Source organism: Ectobacillus soli (genome assembly GCF_042610425.1).
Lineage (GTDB): Bacteria > Bacillota > Bacilli > Bacillales > Bacillaceae_G > Ectobacillus.
Map to the genome: position 1 here is coordinate 1,684,590 of NZ_JBGJZM010000001.1, position 19,022 is coordinate 1,703,611.

Genomic DNA, 19,022 nt, shown 5'->3' on the forward strand with positions numbered 1-19,022 from the left:
TCATTCTACACCTCGAACTTATAGCCAATGCCCCACACCGTTTGGATTGTATCGGCGTAATGTCCAAACTTCAGTCGAATTGTTTTCACATGTGTATCGACTGTTCGTGTGCTTCCCGCATAATCATAGCCCCATACTTTTTCAAGTAATTGATCTCTACTAAATACTTGTCCCTCATGTTTGCACAAGAAATAGAGCAAATCAAACTCTTTCACCGTTAAGGATATCGTTTCCCCATCTAGTATTACGCGCCGTCCTTTTTCATCAATCGTTACAGGTCCCCATATCTCCGTTTTGCTTCCTTCCGTTTTCACACTTCTGCGCAGTACAGCCTCCAGACGTGCAATTAATTCTCCGGGACTAAACGGCTTAACAATATAATCATCTCCGCCCGTTCGAAGTCCATTCACACGATTCCATTCTTCGCCTTTCGCTGTTAAAAAAATGATAGGAATATCCGATGTTTCCCGAATTACTTTACAAAGCGAAATACCGTCCATTTGCGGCATCATTAAATCTACAATCACGAGATCAAAGGAATGTTCCTTCATCTTTTCCAAGGCATGCACACCATTTTCCGCTTCATCCCATTCATAACCTGAGTTATCCAAATACATCCCAACAAGCTGACGCATATCACTTTCGTCATCGACAACTAAAATACGGTATCCATTCATTTTTCTTCCCCCTTGACCACTGTAAACTGAAACGGGCCCTTTCCCACGGAAATCGTTGCTAGTTTCGTCATGGTGCTACTATCCACCACTACAACCTCGTCACTATCATAGCTCGCTATGAAAAGCTCGTTACCAACGAGTGTGAGCGCAAACGGATTCGAACCAACCGTTATCTGCGCTTCTTGAGCATAAGTCGTACCATTTATTTTTCGCACTGTATCTGAGCCGTGACTAAGCACATATATACTCATTCCGTCAGAGGCAAAGCTTACTGGCATTTGCGGTGCAGGTACGCTTCGTAATAATTCCCCGCTTTGAACATTAAAAATATGAATCGATTCATTCACGACATCGCCATTTCCGTGTCCACCAAGCCAAAGTTCATTTCCATGGAGAAGCGCTCCCATAGAAGAGACCGGCACGGTAACTGCAGAAATTACCTTATTCGTGCTCCAATCTATGTTAGATAGTTTTCCGTCTCGAAAATTCACAACATATAAATGCTGCTCATCTTGAACAAACGTGAGCGGATTGTCCCCTATTGGAATGCGAGCCTCTTCCTTTCCAGAAGGACTGTACATACGAATCGTATTCGTATTTTGATCAGCCAGGGCAAGCTTATTTCCTTGCGGTGCAACAATTATATTTACAATTCCTACTCCGGTCTCCCATTCTCCAACTTGTTTACCCTTTGCTAGAGAATAGAGAAGAACGTGAGAAAGCTGCTTACCATAAAAAGCAATTGTATCTCCGTCCGGAAGCAAAACACTTCCTTGAATCGCTTTATTCATATTCCACGTAGTACGCAATGTATGGGTCCTAGCGTCAATAAAGCTAACACTGCCATCCTTTTGATTCGTAGTTACGATAATTGTTCCTTTAGATAAAGGTGTGTATGTTTGTTGATTGCAGCCAGAGAGCAAGCCAATCAACAAACACAACACGAGCAACTGCTTCATGCTCTCCCCCCATTTCATTTATTTCACTACGATAGCAAATAATTGTGAAGAAAGTGTGAAGCCTTCTCTCTCCTCCCTCACACTATATAATAGGAAAGAATCGTTTTCAACGGATGGATATCCTTTGCTTTTCATAAAAGTAGTTCAGAGTTTTCTTACCTTTCATTACAATGTAACAATATGTCGTGGCTTCTGTAACAAAGACGACAGATCTATTACAAATCCATTAAAAACATTCCATTATTATCCTACCCACATTCCGCTAATCCCTTATTTTAAAGCATTTCCGATCATTTCTTTTGGTATTTTTATGAAATCCATCAACATTTCTATTTTATTTGTACACCATTTCTAGTTTGTATGCATCCCTTGCTATGCCTACTACTATGATACATACGATATATTTTACGGTCATTCTACTCTATCATTCTTTGTGGGAGATTCAGGAAATCTCCCACATCAAGCAATATTTCCCATCTTTTCTCCCTTAAAAACTATGATACTATGAACGTGTCAGAGAGAGCGAGACGAAGTGAGAGACCCCACTTCATCTTAGCTTTCCAAATATACTAAACTACAACATCAGGAGGAATAACATGAAGAAAACACTATTACTATCTTTAGCAACTGCTGCTGCATTCACATTTGGAGTATCATCACACGATGCAAAGGCGGCAAGCCTTCAACCAGAAACAACTAATCATGTAACCTACTCTGCTTTTCAATTCCTATATGAACCAATGAATCAACAAGACTTTCAATCCTTTTTAAATACATTCTTTAAAAATCAAATGACGTGGAAGATCGTAATGGCACCACAAACAACTTATCCAAATATTACGCCGGCTCCAACACCAGCGCCAGTTTCAACACAGACTCAACAATCTACACCGGCTCCAACACAGACTCAGCAGTCTACACCAGCTCCAACGCAGACTCAACAGTCTACACCGGCTCCAACGCAGACTAAGCAATCTACACCGGCTCCAACGCAGACTAAGCAATCTACACCGACTCCAACGCAGACTAAGCAATCTACACCGGCTCCAACACCGGCTCCGCAACAAGGTGTTCTTAGCGCCTATGAGCAGAAGGTTGTTGACTTAACGAATGCTGAACGTGCTAAAAATGGACTAGGTGCCTTGAAAGTTGATGCAACGTTAAGTAAGGTTGCTAAAGCAAAATCACAAGATATGAACAATCTAAACTATTTTGATCACACAAGCCCAACGTACGGATCACCATTCGATATGATGAAACAATTCGGCATCACATACACGACAGCCGGTGAAAACATCGCAATGGGACAACAAACTCCAGAAGAGGTTGTACAAGCTTGGATGGCTAGCCCTGGTCACCGTGCCAATATTTTAAATAACACATATACCTACATTGGTGTGGGCTATGTATCAGGCAAAAACATTTGGACACAAGAATTCATTTCAAAATAATGCATTGGAAAAGCCCTCTTGCACAAGAGGGCTTTTTTAGTATGTGTATACATGCGAAGGTTATGCATGAACCATACATCAAACTACCTATTTTTTACGTAGATTGCTGCTTTTGTTTAAGCCGCTCTTCCAAAACATGAATCATGAAAAGGAAATGCTCCGCCTCTCTTGTTACATGATCGGCTAATAATGGATTGATGACATTTTTGATTTGACATGATTTAATCAGTTCCAATCCTGCCTTTTTAAAATTTCTCAATTCCACTGTGGCATTTTCACTATCTTTATTCATTTTACCAATAATCGGATACGTCGGTTCTTTCTTGTACAGCATCGATTCAACATCCCGTGCCTGACAAAGCAAAACCTCAAAATCATCTCCAAATTTTAAAGCTGTTTTAACTAAGTTACGTTCCGATTGATCAAGCAAAGAAGCAATGAATCGTGAATGTTCCATCATGATGCGTAGCCAAAACACATTCTCATTGATAATCGCATCTTGAATCGGATCCATCTTACCTTCATTAAACTTCTGTAGTGACCGCAAAAAGTATTCTGCTTCCCTCGCCACATGATCTACTAACAACGGAAAATTAAATCCACTAATTTTACAATTAATGATTAAGAGGAGTAGATTTCGCTTAAAATTTCGGAATCCATAAACTAACTGAATGCTTTCTTCATTTAATTGCCTCACTGCTTGCACGGTTTCAGGAACAGAGTGTGCTTTTTGTAATTGCTGATCAAAATAATGATAAAACTGGTCTACTTGTTGAATTAACGCTTTGTCATTGCGATTAAAGCCCTCACCTAGAAAAAGAGCATGTTCTTTCATAATTCGTAGCCAAAATCGATTTTCCGTTAATGATCGTTCGATAAATAATCGTTCTGTTAAGGATTCAGTAGGTGCTGCCTTTAATTCTGGAGGCAGAAGCATTCCTCGTTCTTTATCCATAACAAAATGCCCAGGAATCGGTTGCTCGATAGTCAAAAACCTCTCCCCTTTCTATTGCTGTTTTTATAGCTCATTTATTTCCCGGAGCAGGATGATCTACACCCTAATCCGATGTCTATGCCCATTGTCTTCAGTCGTATAAAAATCGTAATAATGAACATGCATGCCATTGCCAACAGGTATAGCAGGTCCCGAATAAGCTTTATAAGAATGAGTATGAGAATTCTCAAAAACAACATAACCTTCTGTATAGTGTATATGTCCTCCTTCTTGCGTTGGAATAGGAGGCGATGTTACATCCAAGCATTGATGTACATGATCTGATTCCACAGATGTATAATCGACCGAGCCATGGTTATGATTCGGAACAAATCCAGCAACAAATTCATCTTTTCCTACCCGATTCAATCCACAGAACCCCCTTTGACAAAAATAAACCTGTTAAACGTATATGCACGAATTGACGATGCAATGCCTAGCTAGTTGTTTATCTAAGTTACGATTTTCTATACTTCTTACCTAATAACCAAAAAGAAGCTACCCATTGGGTAACTTCTTTTATGAAATAATCATCTATCCTTTACCTCATGCATGCAAGGGGAACAACTAGTTTATACACCTTCGTATGCTACCCAATAAATGTCTGCAAGTTCTCTTACAAGTGGCATTTTTGGATTCGCTGTTGTACATTGATCTTCAAAGGCACGTTCAGCCAAATTGTTTACTTTACTTTCGAATACAGTGCGTTCTACGCCTTGAGCGGCAATGCTCATTGGGATATTTAGTTCCTTACCAAGTGAAATAATTGCATTCACAAGGCTTTCTACCCCTTCTTCTACCGTTGCAGCAGGCATTCCTAGCAAGCGGGCAATTTTCGCATACCGTTCATCAGCGATAAAGTGCTCATATTTCGGGAAGAGTGCATGCTTAGTCGGTTTTTTCGCATTATAACGAATAACATGCGGTAACAAAATAGCATTCGCACGTCCGTGTGCAATGTGAAACTCAGGTCCAAGCTTATGTGCAAGACTATGATTAATGCCTAGGAAAGCATTAGCAAACGCCATACCAGCAATTGCAGAAGCATTATGCATTTTTTCGCGTGCTTCTTCGTCGCTTCCATCTTTATACGCTCTTGGTAAATATTCAAAAACTAACTCAATCGCCTTTAACGCAAGTCCATCTGTATAATCATTTGCTAGTACAGACACATATGCTTCGATAGCATGGGTTAATACGTCCATTCCAGTATCCGCCGTGATGCGTGGAGGAACCGTCATAACAAACTGCGGATCCACAATGGCTACATCTGGTGTTAATTCATAATCTGCTAGCGGATATTTGATATTATTCTTCTTATCTGTAATAACGGCAAATGGCGTTACTTCAGATCCTGTTCCAGATGTTGTCGGAATGGCAACGAACTGCGCTTTTTCACCCATTTCAGGATATTTAAAGGTACGTTTGCGAATATCTAAAAACTTTTGCTTTAAGCCGTGAAACTGAACATCTGGATGCTCATAGAAGAGCCACATTCCTTTCGCTGCATCCATCGCAGATCCTCCGCCAAGTGCGATAATAACATCTGGCTGGAAAGAGCGCATCATTTCTGCACCTTTGTATACCGTAACATCAGATGGATCTGGTTCTACATCAGAAAAAATTTCAATTTGAACATTGTTTGCATTTTGATTTAAATAATGAACAACTGTATCTACATAATTTAATTTCACCATGCCAGGATCAGTAACAATGAAAGCACGAGAAATTTTCTTCATTTTCGCTAAATATTGTGTTGCATTTTTTTCAAAAAACAACTTTGGCGGTAGTTTAAACCATTGCATATTATTTTGACGCGTACCAATACGTTTGATATTTAATAAATGAATAGCACTTACGTTAGAAGATACTGAGTTTTTACCGTAAGATCCGCATCCTAGTGTTAAAGAAGGGATAAATCCATTATATACATCGCCAATGCCGCCTTGAGAAGACGGGGCATTCACAATAATACGGCAAGCCTTCATACGAAGTCCAAACTGTATTTGCAACTCTTCGTTCGTGCTATGAATAACAGCGGAGTGGCCTAATCCACCTAGATATAGCATATTTTCACATTGATGAAAGCCTTCTTCTGTACTATTTACACGAATGCAAGCAAGTACTGGACTTAATTTTTCACGAGAAAGTGGATACTCTGCACCAGCACCTTCAATTTCAGCAACTAGGATTTTTGTATCTTCTGGAACTTTAAATCCAGCAAGCTTTGCAATCCATTCTGGTGATTTTCCAACAATATCTGGGTTTACAGCACAAGTATCTTCGCGAATAACTAGTTTTTCAAGAAGCTGCTTTTCTTTATCACTCACAAAGTAGCATTGATTTGCAATCATTTCTTTCTTTACTTCTTCATAAATTTCCGTATCTATAATAACAGCCTGTTCAGAGGCACAAATCATACCATTATCAAACGATTTAGATAGAATAACATCGTTAACGGCACGTTTGATTTTCGCTGTTTTTTCAATATAACAAGGTACATTTCCTGGGCCAACTCCTAATGCTGGTTTTCCAGTACTATATGCTGATTTCACCATTCCTGCTCCGCCTGTTGCTAACACGAGTGCAACGCCTGGATGATTCATTAGAAGCTTTGTTCCATCGATGGAAGGCTTTTCAATCCATTGAATACAATCCTCTGGTGCACCAGCTTTTACTGCTGCTTCATATAAAACGGAAGCTGCTTTTGCACTACAGCCTTGTGCAGATGGATGAAAAGCGAAAATGATAGGATTTCGTGTCTTTATCGCAATGATTGCTTTAAATAAAGTTGTAGAAGTTGGATTTGTGACTGGTGTTACCCCTGCAATGACGCCGACAGGTTCTGCAATTTCTGTAATACCCGTGTACGGATCTTCATGAATGACACCGACAGTTTTATCATTTTTAATGCTATGCCAAATGTATTCCGTTGCAAATATATTCTTAATTATTTTGTCTTCATAAATTCCTCTGCCAGTTTCCTCCTGTGCCAGCTTTGCCAAAGGCATATGCTGATCTAAACCTGCAAGTGCCATTTCATGCACGATTTTATCAATTTGTTCTTGCGTAAACATTTCAAATTGTGCTAGAGCACGGTTACCTTTTACTACGAGTTCATCAATCATGGTGGATGTGTCTTGTAACTGCTCTACCTTTTTTTCTTCTACAGCCATATGAACTTCCTCCTTATGTTAGGGCCTCTGGGTGCCCCTCGGTGACATGATGCGTCCCAATAGCATGAATGAATATAACGTCTCTAATAGACAAAAAATAATCTTGCAATTGTTTGCCAATTCGTTGTTTAACTTTATACTAGTTAATTGTGAAATATTTCACAATATCTATATCAATACTATACGATACATTTATGATAAATTGCATGTCGATTTTGTGAATTATTCGGTATATATCTTTCTTGGATGAAGTAAATAATCAGTAATTCTAACACAATCTTTTTCCAATCATTTCAAACCTGTGATAAAATAAAAAAAGGAGCATATATCATTAGAAACTCTCGCTTCAAGCCTAATTGGGTTTGGTGTTTCTCTAGTGGGTGGTACGACATTCATTTCATTAAGTGAGTGTCAAGGCACTCGTTATTGCGGGTAAATCTAATAAAGAAAGGATTTTGATACCATGGCTGCTCGAAGGAGCATCTGGAAGCGTCAAGATTTGTCTTACACATAGCGTTACTGCTTGCTATTCGTCGTTAGCTACTAGCAAAAACGAAAGTGGGCGAAAGTATGTTGGAATATAATTATTCCTTCTGTTATATATAGCGTCGTAGTTAGTGAACAACTAACTACACATAGAGGAGATTTCTCCTTTCTATATATGAGTAGTTAGTTGAAAACAATTGTTTTCGAATAAACTAACTACGGAAGAGGAATAACAATGAAATGGATTAATTGGCGAGAAGTAGGAATGATTGTTTTTGGCTCATTTGTGTTATCAGCAGGTTTTTATCACATTCATGTGCAAAATAACCTAACAGAAGGCGGATTTATTGGAATTGCATTACTTATAAAACAGTTTTTCCATATCTCACCTTCTATTACAACGCTTTCTCTCGATATTCCCTTAATCATACTTGGATCAAGGTTAATCGGTAAGCGATTGGCTGTTAAAACAATTATTGGCGCTTCGTCTTTTTCAGTCTTCTATGCACTTATGGAGCGCTATTCACCGTTTGTCATCAACCTATCTCAGCATTTATTTATTGCTGCAATTATAGGAGGGATTCTCGTAGGATTTGGTCTTGGCCTTATTTTACGTTACGGTGGTGCTACCGGAGGAGACGATATATTATCCATATTGCTTAGTAAAGTTTCCCATCTATCGATAGGAAAAGTTTACTTTTTATTTGACGGGCTCGTTTTAGCATTGTCATTATTGTATATGAACTGGACAGATGTTGCCTATACGATTTTATCGGTGGCTGTTTGTGCATACATGACGGATTTAGTAATGGCATTTCATAAGAAAGATTCTGCTACAAAAGCATATGTATAAAGATGTAAGTAAAAACACAGTGCAAATTCATTGCGCTGTGTTTTTCTGTCCCTTACGAAAAGTGAAATTCTTTTCTATTTCCTGTTGTTTCATACCCTTTCGTGCTGCGCCTAGAAAAGCGATAATTGAACCTACCGCTTGAATCCAACTTCCTTTCACAATAAGTGATACTCCGGTTTTATCATCCTTTGTTTCTAGTTCATAGATTGCTCCAATAGCCTGCAACGAATTTCCTATAGCTTGTAATCCATTTCCAATTATAATAAAAGACTGTATCAAGCCTACATCGTTTTCAATGGCATCTGCTACTTCTACTACTCCTCCTAATGCTTGTAACCAATTTCCTGTGATGTGTAACTTTAATTCTGTTACCTTTTCAAAATCTATTACTAAACCAGCCACTACTGTACTATTTCCAGCCGCTTGAATTTGATTTCCTAATTGTCCAAGTGACAGTAATTCTTTTGCATCGGCTTGAAGACCATTTCCTGTAGCCTGCAAGACATTTCCATATATATTTAGGTTGTGTAACTCTTCTTTTTTTATAAAGAAAATCGGTGTACTTCCGACTGCAGCTGTAACTGTCCCCAATGCTTGTATGCCCGAGCCAATGATTTCTTTGGTTTGATTGTTCATAGGCAAGCCGCCGATCGATCCAAGATGATATACAGTATATGCAAAAAATGCTCGAACGTAATTACAATTCATGTTCTAGTAAATGCTGAGTCTTGGTTTACGTTTCACAGTCATTTCGCATTCCTTTCATTTTTTCAATACACAAATTTGCTTTTTGCTCATAGCAATTGTCGTTAAATAGCTCTGCAAGGCATTTGTAGTCATTATACCTATCAAGCAATTTGTTTAACTGTTCCTCCTTCGTTTCTTTGACAATCGGAGGTCTTTTTACATGTTTTACTTTAGCTGGATAGCTATATCCGAATGTATCTGTCATTTTATAATATTCTTCCTCTACTTGAATAACGCGAACGATTTCATCCTCCATTGCATCTAACATATAGCCGTCAAATTCACGTAATAATTCATACACAATATGCGTCCACTCCCTTTCGGGCTCGAAACCTTTCTCAAGCCGATAACCTACGATTCGATAAATATGTCCATCGTTTTCATGAAACTGCACCGTATCATTCAGCTTATACTTGAAATAGCGAAACATCATCTCTCACCCATTTCTAGAAGTTTCTTTACCACATACTATTGTCAAAAGGATAGGTAAACTATTCATTTGTTTTCCATATAGTTTAATGGAAAAAGCAACGCGATTCATCATGAAATCGCGTTGCCTTTTGGTTTTACTTTAATAACTTTTTGATGAGGTTCAGCCCTTTTTCACTCGGATAATAGCGGAATTTAAAATCAAATTTCGTACTTTGAGTAAGTACACTCTTCTGATGAGAGAAAGAATAAAAGCTATGTTCTCCGTGATACCCTCCCATTCCACTTTCACCAACTCCTCCAAATGGTAAATATGGATTTGACAAATGATATACCGTGTCGTTTATACAACCGCCGCCATAAGAAATTCGGTCAACAATCTCGTCTTGAATCTTTTTGCTTTCCGTAAATACGTACAAGGCGAGCGGTTTCGGATGATTTTGAATAACTGAAATGACGTCCTCTAAATTTTCATAAGAAAGAACAGGAAGAATGGGACCAAATATTTCTTCTTGCATAACGGCATCTTCCCATGAAATGTGGTCTAGAATAGTAGGAGCAATGGCGAGCTGCTTTTCATCTTTCTCTCCTCCGACGACAATCGTTCCGTCAGCTAAAAATCCTGCCAGGCGGCGGAAATGGCGCTCACTGACAATATGCGTATATTGATCATTTTCAAGTGGATGCTCCTTATATATGAATTCGATTTCCTTTTTCATATAGGATAGCAATTCTTCCTTCACTGCCTGATGAACATATAAATAATCAGGAGCTACACACGTTTGTCCTGCATTTAAGAACTTGCCCCATACAATTCGCCGAGCGGCTAGTTTTAAATTTGCATCATAATGAACAATACTTGGACTTTTCCCCCCGAGCTCCAAAGCAACTGGAATTAATTGCTTGGCCGCTGCTGTCATAATAATTTTTCCAACATTCACGCTACCCGTAAAAAATATATAATCAAGAGGCTGCTCTAATAACTCTGTTGTTACCAAAGCGTCGCCCTCTACTACTGTAATGTAATGTCGTTCAAATATTTCCCCTATTAGCTTTGCCATAACCTCTGATACGGTCGGCGTTAATTCCGAAGGTTTAACAATGGCAGTATTCCCTGCAGCAATCGCCCCAATCAACGGTGCAACCGCTAATTGAAACGGATAATTCCACGGTGCGATAATGAGAGTCACCCCATACGGTTCTGCAACAATTTTCCCCTTTGAACCGAAATTTAGAAGTGCACCTTTCGTTTTCTTTGGTTTCATCCAAGAAGAAAGATGCTTTTTAATAAACGAAATTTCCTTATATACATAGCCAATTTCTGTTGTATACGAATCAAACTCAGATTTATGTAAATCCTTTTGAAGTGCCTCTATAATTTCCTTCTCATACTTCTGAATCCCTTTATAGAGAGCATCTAAATGAAGAAGTCGAATTGGAAGGGCACGAGTTTGCCCACTGTAAAAATATTTCTTCTGCTCTTGTACCAATGAAGAGATATCCATCATGGTCACACCTTTCGTCTTTAAGTTTAAACTTTCGAACGTTATAGTTTTATCTTTACTATGCCACTACCCATTCCTCCTGTCAACTGATTCCATTTAACATCGAACCATACAAATAAACTGGTAGAACTTTCCGAGGTTACTGGTTTGATTACCGCTTCGAGTTTAATTCAGGGTTGATGGGCTTCAATCCTCTGGTTTGATTACCGCTTCGAGTGTAAATCACAGTAGACGGTCTTCAATCCCCTGTTTTGATTACCGCTTCGAGTGTAAATTAAGGTAGACGGTCTTCAAAGTAATCATCTCTATAAAAAAAGGACACTGAATGACTTTTTCAGTGCCCTCGAACTTTCCTACCAGTTTTCTTTTTCGTTTACTTCTTTTTAATCCAAACCGCTCCAGCTGAGTTGTCATTCGCTTCTCCTATTACTCGGAATTGTAAGCCGTAGGTTGGAACGTTTCGACCTGCATCTGGAATCAATGGATCTACATAAGATTTACTATCATCGAATGTAGTAACACCTGGAAATCCTTTGTAATCATAAATACCACGTGACGGAGAGTTCACATACCAAGACGGAGTTCTATCATAAGAAAACGCCGCATCTGCTATTTGATAGCGAGTGCTATTCGTTATAGTTGGTGCACCATCTAGACTTCCAACGATCGCTTGCGGATGGGAATCCACGACTCCAATGAATCCTTCACCCGGATGCACGCCAGTCCAGTTATCTAAATAACTATCATCCGCATACCAAACAACAAGGCCAGTATTGTATATAGGTCCACGTGCAAATTGTAAGGCAACATCAGCACCTGCATAGTTTCTCCACTCTAGATAATAATAATGTTTCTTGAGCTCAAAACCACTTGATGAGACAAATCCATCTAGCGTAACCGCTGGCGTGCCTTCCGCATCATCATTAAATACGGTTTTTCCGTCTACCGTTAACGATAGATTATCCAGAGCAAACCCATTCGGTGCTAAACCACCGTCTGTTATATATTCAAACTGAAGCTTGACCTTTTTTCCTGTAAATTTACTTAAATTATACGACTTAGCAATCCAGTTTCCGTCAGTCGTATCCATTCCATTTTTTACATTTTCATCACCGAGCGTATCAATTTCCTCAAGCTTTCCTCCATTTTCATCTAACACATTAATATGAACATAATCATAATCTGTCTCGACCTCATATAACGTTTTAAAGTTGAAGGTAGCACTCTTTGCACCGGTCAAATCAAAAAGTGGTGTTTCCAATATCGTATGAAGATTATCACCCTTTGTACTATAATAATACTTCTTACCAAATGCAGGCTGAATCCCCTGTACTTCTTTATCAGGTAAGTTTACACGTACAATACCTGGTCGCTTCGATTTCGTTACACTTTGATCAAGAAACGAAAAGACCCCTTGCCGCGGCAAGTCACTATAGTTTACTTCCAAGATTTTTGCCCAGTTTCCTCCAATTGTTTTTTGGAAAAATTCTTTATTTTGCGGCGAAAAACTTGTTGATTGCGTACCTGCTATTGATCCTGCCCAGCTACCTCCGCTCATAATGGACCAAGACTGCACTGGTTCACCGTTTCCTGTATATTGTGTATCATATTCATCTGGTAAGCCAAGATCATGGCCGTATTCATGTGCGAATACACCAACTGCACCGTCCTCAGGTTCAATCGTATAATCATACGCGGCCATTTTACCACCCCAGTATTTCACAGATGCAGTTGTATTAGCTACTGGATAGACACCGTCTAAATTCCAGCGATGAGACCAAATCGCATCGTCCCCTAGCTTTCCGCCCCCTGCTTCTTGTCCTACACCAGCATGAATAATCATTAAATGATCGATAACGCCATCTGGCTCATTCGTATTTCCATCCCCATCGACATCATACGGATCAAGCTGATCATACTGGGCAAGATCTACACCTTTTGCCACCGCAGCATTTATTGCATCCTTTACAAAATCACGAGGTCCTAACGGGCTTTGGTTATCATTCCCTCCGTAGGGACTATCGTCTCCATATTCCTTTGCTGTTCCTGGAACCGTTACCCAAGGAGTTACATATCCGTCTACTGTATAACTCCCACCCGATTGCTCTTCATAATATTTCTTAAACGATTCTACTTGCGAACCGTCTTGTAATTTAAATGGCTGATTTCCGAATAAGAGACTTTGATAATGTTCCTGATTAAAATCATTAGTCCACATATACCCTGGCTCTTGAACAATATTGTTATGCTTATAATCCGAAAACTCAGCTAATATAACAAGTACTTTATCCGTCCGTACAGGTCCGTTATAGGACGCTTGCTGCGCTGAAGATGTCGGAATAAAGCCGTCCTTCGCTTTCGGTGCAATTGGTGTTAGAGAAGCATTACTTAATGGCTGCGCCGCCTTTTCCTTTACCCTTTGATTTGCATCCTTTACTTTTTTCACAAAATCTGTAAGTTTAGCAGACGATAGACTATCCTTACCTGGTTTATCTGCTTGTTTTTTTGTCACATAGACTTTAACAGCCTTAACAGATTCGTTATAAGATGCATCTTTCCTAATTACACCTCGTTCCTTTAATGCCTTAATCAGACGTTCCTCAGGAATTAAATGATCGTCAATGGGACTACTGAAGAATTGAGTTGGAACTCCTGAATTACCCACAGCCTTTACTGTTCCCACAAAACCAAACGACACACTAAGAATAGAAAAAGCAGTGATTACAGAAACAACTTTAATTAAATTGTTTTTCTCCAAATAGCTCCATCTCCCACAAAAAAATATTTTTTCTAATATTTTGAAAATATAGAATTTTACATATTTTTTCAACACATTTCGGAAATTTGTAATATTTTTAATGGGATTTTTATAAAATTAATTAATCATAAGCAACTTGGCTAAACTTTCAATCCAATTATGCCGTTACTTATAGTAGTAATAATAAAAACGGAGAATATTCGTATTTGTTAAATACGCAGTTTATAACGTTTCTATTGCCATGAATAGCCCAAAACCAAACAAGATGGTCTCTTCACAAAATAGAAAATATACTGCATCAATAATAAATATATTTATAATGCATTGAAAACAATTAAAATCTAGACATAGGTTCTATAACAATCGCATAATAAATATGTTATAATTTAAAAGATAAAGCGGATTTCTTAAGAAAGGTGCGTTTAACTATGATCGGCGAACGTATCAAACGATTGCGCCAGCAACGAGGCATTTCATTAACTGAACTGTCAGAACGAGCAGGTGTAGCAAAATCATACATAAGTTCCATTGAACGAAATTTGCAGTACAATCCATCTATTCAATTTTTAGAGAAGATTGCCGTTGTGCTCCGTGTTAAAGTTGATCACCTTATCCAGGATAAAACCGTAGAAAAGTCAGAATTAGACTTAGATACGGAGTGGATGCAGCTTGTACAAGATGCGATGCAATCCGGTGTATCAAAGGAACAATTCAAGGAATTCCTAGAATTTAACAAATGGAAATCTAATCAAAAGTAAGAAGAGCAGTCAAATGGCCGCTCTTCTTACTTTTTAGTTTTCTTTCCAGACACACTATGCTTGTTTTCTTTTGCCAAGTAAAAATAAACCCACAATCAAGATCACTCCGCCGACAACGAGAAAATTACTATATCCCGTAGCAGTATCTGGCAAAGCTTTTGAAATTACGCTTAATCCTTTGTCAACAATTGAACTTGTGTTCGTAGAATTACTAGGATGATTGCCGCTTGTTGAAGTAGCCGCTTCGGTTGCATATACGACAAACTGCACCGTAGCCTGTAATCCTTGGTATTCATTGCCAAGCTCGGCTGGGAAGAGGACTGTATAGGTTAAGTGGTCTGTTTTCCCTACGTCTAGCTGACGATTTTCTACATATTTCAAATCCTGTAGCTTTCCTGTATATATGACCTTATCTGCATCTCTTACTGTAATATATAGTCCTTTATAGAGTATCTCACTCCCACCAATCAACTCTGTCTCCATTTGATACTGAAGACCCTGGCGGCCATCATTATGAATAACCCAACCATCATTCACTTCATCGCCTGGCTTCATATTATTGATTGGCATGTTTATGGTTTGGGGGGTAAGTCGTACATCTATTTCCTGCTGATTTGCTGCAAATACTTTACTCGTTGGATTGGATATGCATACAAGTAATACATAAGCGAGTAATCCGAGCCAGAATACATGTGATCGCATAGCAATCCCTCACTTACAATCATATATTTACAAAAAGGTAGTGTACGTACCATATTTGTATTTTTATTTATTAGAATCTCCAGGTTCTTGCGTTGCGTTAAATGTCCAATTGAGGTTTAATTGGTCACCTTGAAATACATTTTGATCCTGCTGATTGTCAACAAATTCGAATTCTACGAATATCGTATCATCTGTATGCGGTGCCAGTCCTTTTCCTTCATAATCAACAATACCTTTATCAATTAAATCCGTTACTTGTCCATTTTCAGTAGCCTTCTTTAAATCTGAAAGAGTCGTTTCCCAAATAGGTGTAGTATTTTTATCAAGATTCCATAGAAATTTCACTTTAATATGATCACCAAAATCTTGTTCACCGTTATCCCCTTTTGCATCTACCACATTGTAGTTCGTTAGCAAGTGAATATTTTGAATTGGTAATGTACCTTTATTAATGAGTTGAAATCCGCGATCCACAACATCACCTGGCTTAAGCTGATCTAAATTCACAATTACTTGCGGATCAACAGATAAATCAAGCGTACCTGCAGCAAATGTATTTTGAGTTACTTCTTTGTCACTAAAGTATGCAACCGTGCCGCCCCCAATTAAAGATAGTCCCAGTGCTGCAGCAGTAATACCCATTCCAAGCTTTTTTTTCATACCCATTTTCGTTTTCCCCCTATTAATGGTTTTTTATTTAACATAAAAAGACTTACGTAGAATGACCTTCATCTGAATGATTGGCTGAAGCATTTATGCCGCGAATCCCTCCTATAATTGATATAGAAGCATACAACAGCAAAGCAATTCCTGAAGAGATTAGAAAAAGAGCAGATCCCACCTTTGAGCTAGCAAAGCTCGCAACATACCCAACATACGGTATAGTGAACCCTGTATATTTCCCTATAATATTTTGAGGCAAAACAATTCCTTCATCAGCGGCATGATTCGCATCACCTTTTGTTTTGTATACAGCTTGTCCATTTGCTTCAGTTGTTTCTACAATGCGATGCGTAACAAGCGGACCGTTCTTCAATTTAAATGTAATAACATCCCCTGGCTTGAATGACATGCCGTTTTTGATAGGTTCGATTACTATAACAGAACCAGTGTGAAAGACAGGTTCCATAGAACCAGAAAGAACAGACTTTATTTCATAACCAAACATCTTTGGTTCCCCGCCGTATAATCTAGATGATATAGAAAAATATGCTAACAAAAGGATGAAACAAAACAAGAAAATGGAGAGTAAATTACTTACAATACGTACTGTTTTTTTCATGTAGAATGATCTCCAATCTGTACTACTTGTTCAGTTACTTTACATTCTAAGGCTGAGTTTTTGATGGTACCTGAGCTCCTGATGTGGTTGGTGTCTGTGTTTGAGGTAATAAACTAGATGTCTTAGCTGAAGATAATGCACTGGGAGTTCCATTGCCTGGTGGTTGATTTTGAACTAGATTCATTAAATCTGCTTTTATTTTCTCTGTATTCTTTATGTAGGTATCTACGCTTGTAACCATTTGTTCAAATGATGTATAAGCAGGATTTACGTAATCTGTAATACTTCGATATTTACTTGTTACATCCTTTGAAACCGGTGGTTCTTGCTGTGCTTTCTGATAATAGTCCACCATTTGCTTGTTCATCGTTTGTAAAGAGATTTGATCCTTTTTCATCACTTCTAACTTTTTTGAAACTTCATCTAGCTTACTTGTTGCGAGTTTAAGAGACAACTCGGCATTCGGGCCTGAAATACTTTCATAAGTAGCGGAAACCCGGTTGGTTACATCCTGTGCTTGTTGTTGTAAATTTTCAATCGTCTTCGGAAAAACAAATGCAGTATGAATCTCATAAGCTGTACTTTTCTTGCTAGAAAAGTATGACCTTGTTTCACCAACAACTTGAGAACTTACATAGAACGACAACGAACATAAACATGCTAGTACTGACACATTTCGCATTACCTTAACTGGGGCATTTTCCATAGGTCTCCCCCTTTCTCTGTTGCATACATTGTTCTTTTTAAAGAACTTATAACGATAGTATAATGGCAAAATAAGTAAAACAAAAGGATAATTTAGTATAAAATGTAAAATTTATATTTTTCGCCATTTTTATACAATATATATAATGCGATTCTTATATATTTTAAGAAGTAGAAAGGGACTATGTCTCAATTGACATAGCCCCTACTATTATGCAGAAATATTTTGTTTTCGTTTTCTCATTCTAACCCCAACACTACCAATTAATACGAGCGCAAGTAACCCTATCCCTATAGGTATAACGCCCTGCATCATCATTTGAGTAGGTGGCTTTTGAAAGGTTGCACTTTCCTTGGACAGCACATGAATTGAATCGATGACTTGTCCATTTTTTATCAGATCAACCTGGCCAAGCATTTGGCCTTTTACAATGCCATGCTCGTATAATGAATCATTATCCAGTTGAAGCGGATGAAACACAGCATTAACATTTTTCCCTTCGCCTTTTTTCAAGACGAGATCTGAGCTTCGTTCTAGCTCTAACGGGATAGACTGACCTAATAAATCCGTCTTCTGTGACCACTGGGTTTTATCTACAATATGCTGCTTCTCAAAAAGCGGGAACACATCATTTGTGATTGCCTTCGCATCCTCATACACTTCCGGATTTCGAGAGCTCATCACAACATTAATAATGCGATTTCCATTCTTTTCATTTATCTGCACAAGTGTATTATGCGCTTCATTCGTAAATCCAGTTTTCCCAGCAATAACATTTGGATTATCAAAATATTTAGCTTTATTTAAAATAGAAATTGTCTGACGCGATGTCGTAACCGTCGTTCTCTTCGTATTCATCGCTTTCATAATTTCTGGATATTTACTAGCCTCACGCGCAATAAGCGCCATATCATAGGGCGATGTATAGTGATTCGGATCATGCAATCCATTTGGCGTTACAAAGTGACTATCCTTCGCACCGAGTTCGTTTGCCTTTTCATTCATTAAACTAGAGAAGTCTTCCGCACTACCTGAAATATGCTCCGCAATTGCATACGCCATATCATTTGCACTAAGCACCATCATAATCGTAAGCGCGGTATCCCGGTCAACGGAATCACCCACATGAAAATCAACCTGATAATTACTCTTTTCCTGCCCTAACGCCTTTTGCGAAAATGTAATCCTCTCCCCCGGCTTCATATGCTCCATCATCAAAATAGCCGTAAGCACCTTCGTAATACTAGCCGGATAAGCACGGTGATGTGCCTGCTTGTCATACAAAACATCACCCGATTTCGCATCCATGGAAACAGCAAATTCCCCAACAACATGTGGCTGTTCTTCAGCATAAACAGAAGACACACCAAATAGCAGCAAAGCCATCAAGACTAGCGCAATTCTCCGTTTCATCTTATTCTCCCTTGTGTGTTATCTCTCTATCTAGATGTATTGTAAATTCCCCTTAATAAACAAAAAACTTCCGCATTATTTTAAAATACCATCCGCTTAAATTCCTTTTTTAATATATCACAATGT

At 38.5% G+C, this 19,022-nt stretch carries 16 protein-coding genes and 1 pseudogene; 3 read left to right on the top strand and 14 right to left on the bottom strand.

The features are described from left to right. Window positions 1-5 precede the first annotated feature (5 nt). Together ACAN53_RS08770 and ACAN53_RS08775 are read right to left on the bottom strand one after the other, a co-directional pair. A complete protein-coding gene (locus ACAN53_RS08770) occupies window positions 6-677 on the bottom strand; it encodes a response regulator transcription factor (RefSeq protein WP_379969072.1) in 672 nt (223 codons plus the stop codon). Then, a complete protein-coding gene (locus tag ACAN53_RS08775) occupies window positions 674-1,636 on the bottom strand; it encodes a YncE family protein (protein ID WP_379969074.1) in 963 nt (320 codons plus the stop codon). The genes ACAN53_RS08770 and ACAN53_RS08775 overlap by 4 nt, the downstream gene beginning before the upstream one ends. 596 nt (window positions 1,637-2,232) lie before the next feature. Here ACAN53_RS08775 and ACAN53_RS08780 point away from each other — a divergent pair. After that, a complete protein-coding gene (locus tag ACAN53_RS08780; protein WP_379969076.1) occupies window positions 2,233-3,087 on the top strand; it encodes a CAP domain-containing protein in 855 nt (284 codons plus the stop codon). A 94-nt stretch (window positions 3,088-3,181) separates the two neighbouring features. On the opposite strand, the gene ACAN53_RS08785 is transcribed toward ACAN53_RS08780, so the two are convergent. From ACAN53_RS08785 to adhE, 3 genes and pseudogenes are all read right to left on the bottom strand, one after another. Further along, a complete protein-coding gene (locus ACAN53_RS08785) occupies window positions 3,182-4,078 on the bottom strand; it encodes a DUF2935 domain-containing protein (protein WP_379969078.1) in 897 nt (298 codons plus the stop codon). Window positions 4,079-4,112: 34 nt separating this feature from the next. Beyond that, a pseudogene (locus ACAN53_RS08790) lies at window positions 4,113-4,450 on the bottom strand (YmaF family protein). Between the two features lie 203 nt (window positions 4,451-4,653). Continuing rightward, the gene (adhE, locus tag ACAN53_RS08795) at window positions 4,654-7,257 is read right to left on the bottom strand and encodes a bifunctional acetaldehyde-CoA/alcohol dehydrogenase (protein WP_379969080.1); all 2,604 of its coding nucleotides are present in this window, start codon (window positions 7,255-7,257) and stop codon (window positions 4,654-4,656) included. A 721-nt stretch (window positions 7,258-7,978) separates the two neighbouring features. Here adhE and ACAN53_RS08800 point away from each other — a divergent pair. Next, a complete protein-coding gene (locus tag ACAN53_RS08800) occupies window positions 7,979-8,596 on the top strand; it encodes a YitT family protein (RefSeq protein WP_379969082.1) in 618 nt (205 codons plus the stop codon). A 27-nt stretch (window positions 8,597-8,623) separates the two neighbouring features. On the opposite strand, the gene ACAN53_RS08805 is transcribed toward ACAN53_RS08800, so the two are convergent. From ACAN53_RS08805 to ACAN53_RS08820, 4 genes are all read right to left on the bottom strand, one after another. Beyond that, complete coding sequence (locus ACAN53_RS08805) at window positions 8,624-9,232, bottom strand: DUF6944 family repetitive protein (RefSeq protein WP_379969084.1); 609 nt, start codon at window positions 9,230-9,232, stop codon at window positions 8,624-8,626. A gap of 97 nt (window positions 9,233-9,329) precedes the next feature. Further along, window positions 9,330-9,773 (bottom strand): histidinol dehydrogenase, encoded by a 444-nt coding sequence (locus tag ACAN53_RS08810; RefSeq protein WP_379969086.1) that lies wholly within the window; start codon window positions 9,771-9,773, stop codon window positions 9,330-9,332. Between the two features lie 136 nt (window positions 9,774-9,909). Then, on the bottom strand, window positions 9,910-11,277 hold the full coding sequence (locus ACAN53_RS08815; RefSeq protein WP_379969088.1) for an aldehyde dehydrogenase: 1,368 nt from the start codon (window positions 11,275-11,277) through the stop codon (window positions 9,910-9,912). 373 nt (window positions 11,278-11,650) lie between these two features. Next, window positions 11,651-14,035, bottom strand: coding sequence for an immune inhibitor A domain-containing protein (locus ACAN53_RS08820; RefSeq protein ID WP_379969090.1), 2,385 nt, complete (start codon window positions 14,033-14,035; stop codon window positions 11,651-11,653). A gap of 428 nt (window positions 14,036-14,463) precedes the next feature. On the opposite strand from ACAN53_RS08820, the gene ACAN53_RS08825 reads away from it, so the two are divergent. Next, a complete protein-coding gene (locus tag ACAN53_RS08825) occupies window positions 14,464-14,793 on the top strand; it encodes a helix-turn-helix domain-containing protein (RefSeq protein WP_379969092.1) in 330 nt (109 codons plus the stop codon). 54 nt (window positions 14,794-14,847) lie between these two features. On the opposite strand, the gene ACAN53_RS08830 is transcribed toward ACAN53_RS08825, so the two are convergent. The 5 genes from ACAN53_RS08830 to ACAN53_RS08850 all read right to left on the bottom strand — a co-directional run bounded on the left by ACAN53_RS08830 (window position 14,848) and on the right by ACAN53_RS08850 (window position 18,869). Further along, window positions 14,848-15,495: an LPXTG cell wall anchor domain-containing protein gene (locus tag ACAN53_RS08830; RefSeq protein ID WP_379969094.1), complete on the bottom strand. Its 648-nt coding sequence runs from the start codon at window positions 15,493-15,495 to the stop codon at window positions 14,848-14,850. Between the two features lie 63 nt (window positions 15,496-15,558). Next, window positions 15,559-16,161, bottom strand: coding sequence for a TasA family protein (locus tag ACAN53_RS08835; RefSeq protein ID WP_379969096.1), 603 nt, complete (start codon window positions 16,159-16,161; stop codon window positions 15,559-15,561). A gap of 46 nt (window positions 16,162-16,207) precedes the next feature. Next, window positions 16,208-16,777 (bottom strand): signal peptidase I SipW, encoded by a 570-nt coding sequence (gene sipW / locus ACAN53_RS08840; protein ID WP_379969098.1) that lies wholly within the window; start codon window positions 16,775-16,777, stop codon window positions 16,208-16,210. A 46-nt stretch (window positions 16,778-16,823) separates the two neighbouring features. Further along, window positions 16,824-17,483 carry a DUF4047 domain-containing protein gene (locus tag ACAN53_RS08845; protein ID WP_379969100.1) on the bottom strand — a complete coding sequence of 220 codons (660 nt, stop codon included), beginning with the start codon at window positions 17,481-17,483 and terminating at the stop codon, window positions 16,824-16,826. 210 nt (window positions 17,484-17,693) lie between these two features. After that, the gene (locus tag ACAN53_RS08850) at window positions 17,694-18,869 is read right to left on the bottom strand and encodes a D-alanyl-D-alanine carboxypeptidase family protein (RefSeq protein ID WP_379970295.1); all 1,176 of its coding nucleotides are present in this window, start codon (window positions 18,867-18,869) and stop codon (window positions 17,694-17,696) included. Window positions 18,870-19,022 lie beyond the last annotated feature (153 nt).

Excerpts from the sequence above, each read along its gene's own strand:
- ACAN53_RS08775 (WP_379969074.1), bottom strand. The coding sequence starts at position 1,636 with ATGAAGCAGTTGCTCGTGTTGTGTTTGTTGATTGGCTTGCTCTCTGGC.
- ACAN53_RS08825 (WP_379969092.1), top strand. The coding sequence starts at position 14,464 with ATGATCGGCGAACGTATCAAACGATTGCGCCAGCAACGAGGCATTTCA.
- ACAN53_RS08805 (WP_379969084.1), bottom strand. The coding sequence starts at position 9,232 with ATGAACAATCAAACCAAAGAAATCATTGGCTCGGGCATACAAGCATTG.
- ACAN53_RS08770 (WP_379969072.1), bottom strand. The coding sequence starts at position 677 with ATGAATGGATACCGTATTTTAGTTGTCGATGACGAAAGTGATATGCGT.
- ACAN53_RS08835 (WP_379969096.1), bottom strand. The coding sequence starts at position 16,161 with ATGGGTATGAAAAAAAAGCTTGGAATGGGTATTACTGCTGCAGCACTG.
- ACAN53_RS08845 (WP_379969100.1), bottom strand. The coding sequence starts at position 17,483 with ATGGAAAATGCCCCAGTTAAGGTAATGCGAAATGTGTCAGTACTAGCA.
- ACAN53_RS08850 (WP_379970295.1), bottom strand. The coding sequence starts at position 18,869 with ATGGCTTTGCTGCTATTTGGTGTGTCTTCTGTTTATGCTGAAGAACAG.
- ACAN53_RS08830 (WP_379969094.1), bottom strand. The coding sequence starts at position 15,495 with ATGCGATCACATGTATTCTGGCTCGGATTACTCGCTTATGTATTACTT.
- adhE (WP_379969080.1), bottom strand. The coding sequence starts at position 7,257 with ATGGCTGTAGAAGAAAAAAAGGTAGAGCAGTTACAAGACACATCCACC.
- sipW (WP_379969098.1), bottom strand. The coding sequence starts at position 16,777 with ATGAAAAAAACAGTACGTATTGTAAGTAATTTACTCTCCATTTTCTTG.
- ACAN53_RS08815 (WP_379969088.1), bottom strand. The coding sequence starts at position 11,277 with ATGGATATCTCTTCATTGGTACAAGAGCAGAAGAAATATTTTTACAGT.
- ACAN53_RS08780 (WP_379969076.1), top strand. The coding sequence starts at position 2,233 with ATGAAGAAAACACTATTACTATCTTTAGCAACTGCTGCTGCATTCACA.
- ACAN53_RS08800 (WP_379969082.1), top strand. The coding sequence starts at position 7,979 with ATGAAATGGATTAATTGGCGAGAAGTAGGAATGATTGTTTTTGGCTCA.
- ACAN53_RS08810 (WP_379969086.1), bottom strand. The coding sequence starts at position 9,773 with ATGTTTCGCTATTTCAAGTATAAGCTGAATGATACGGTGCAGTTTCAT.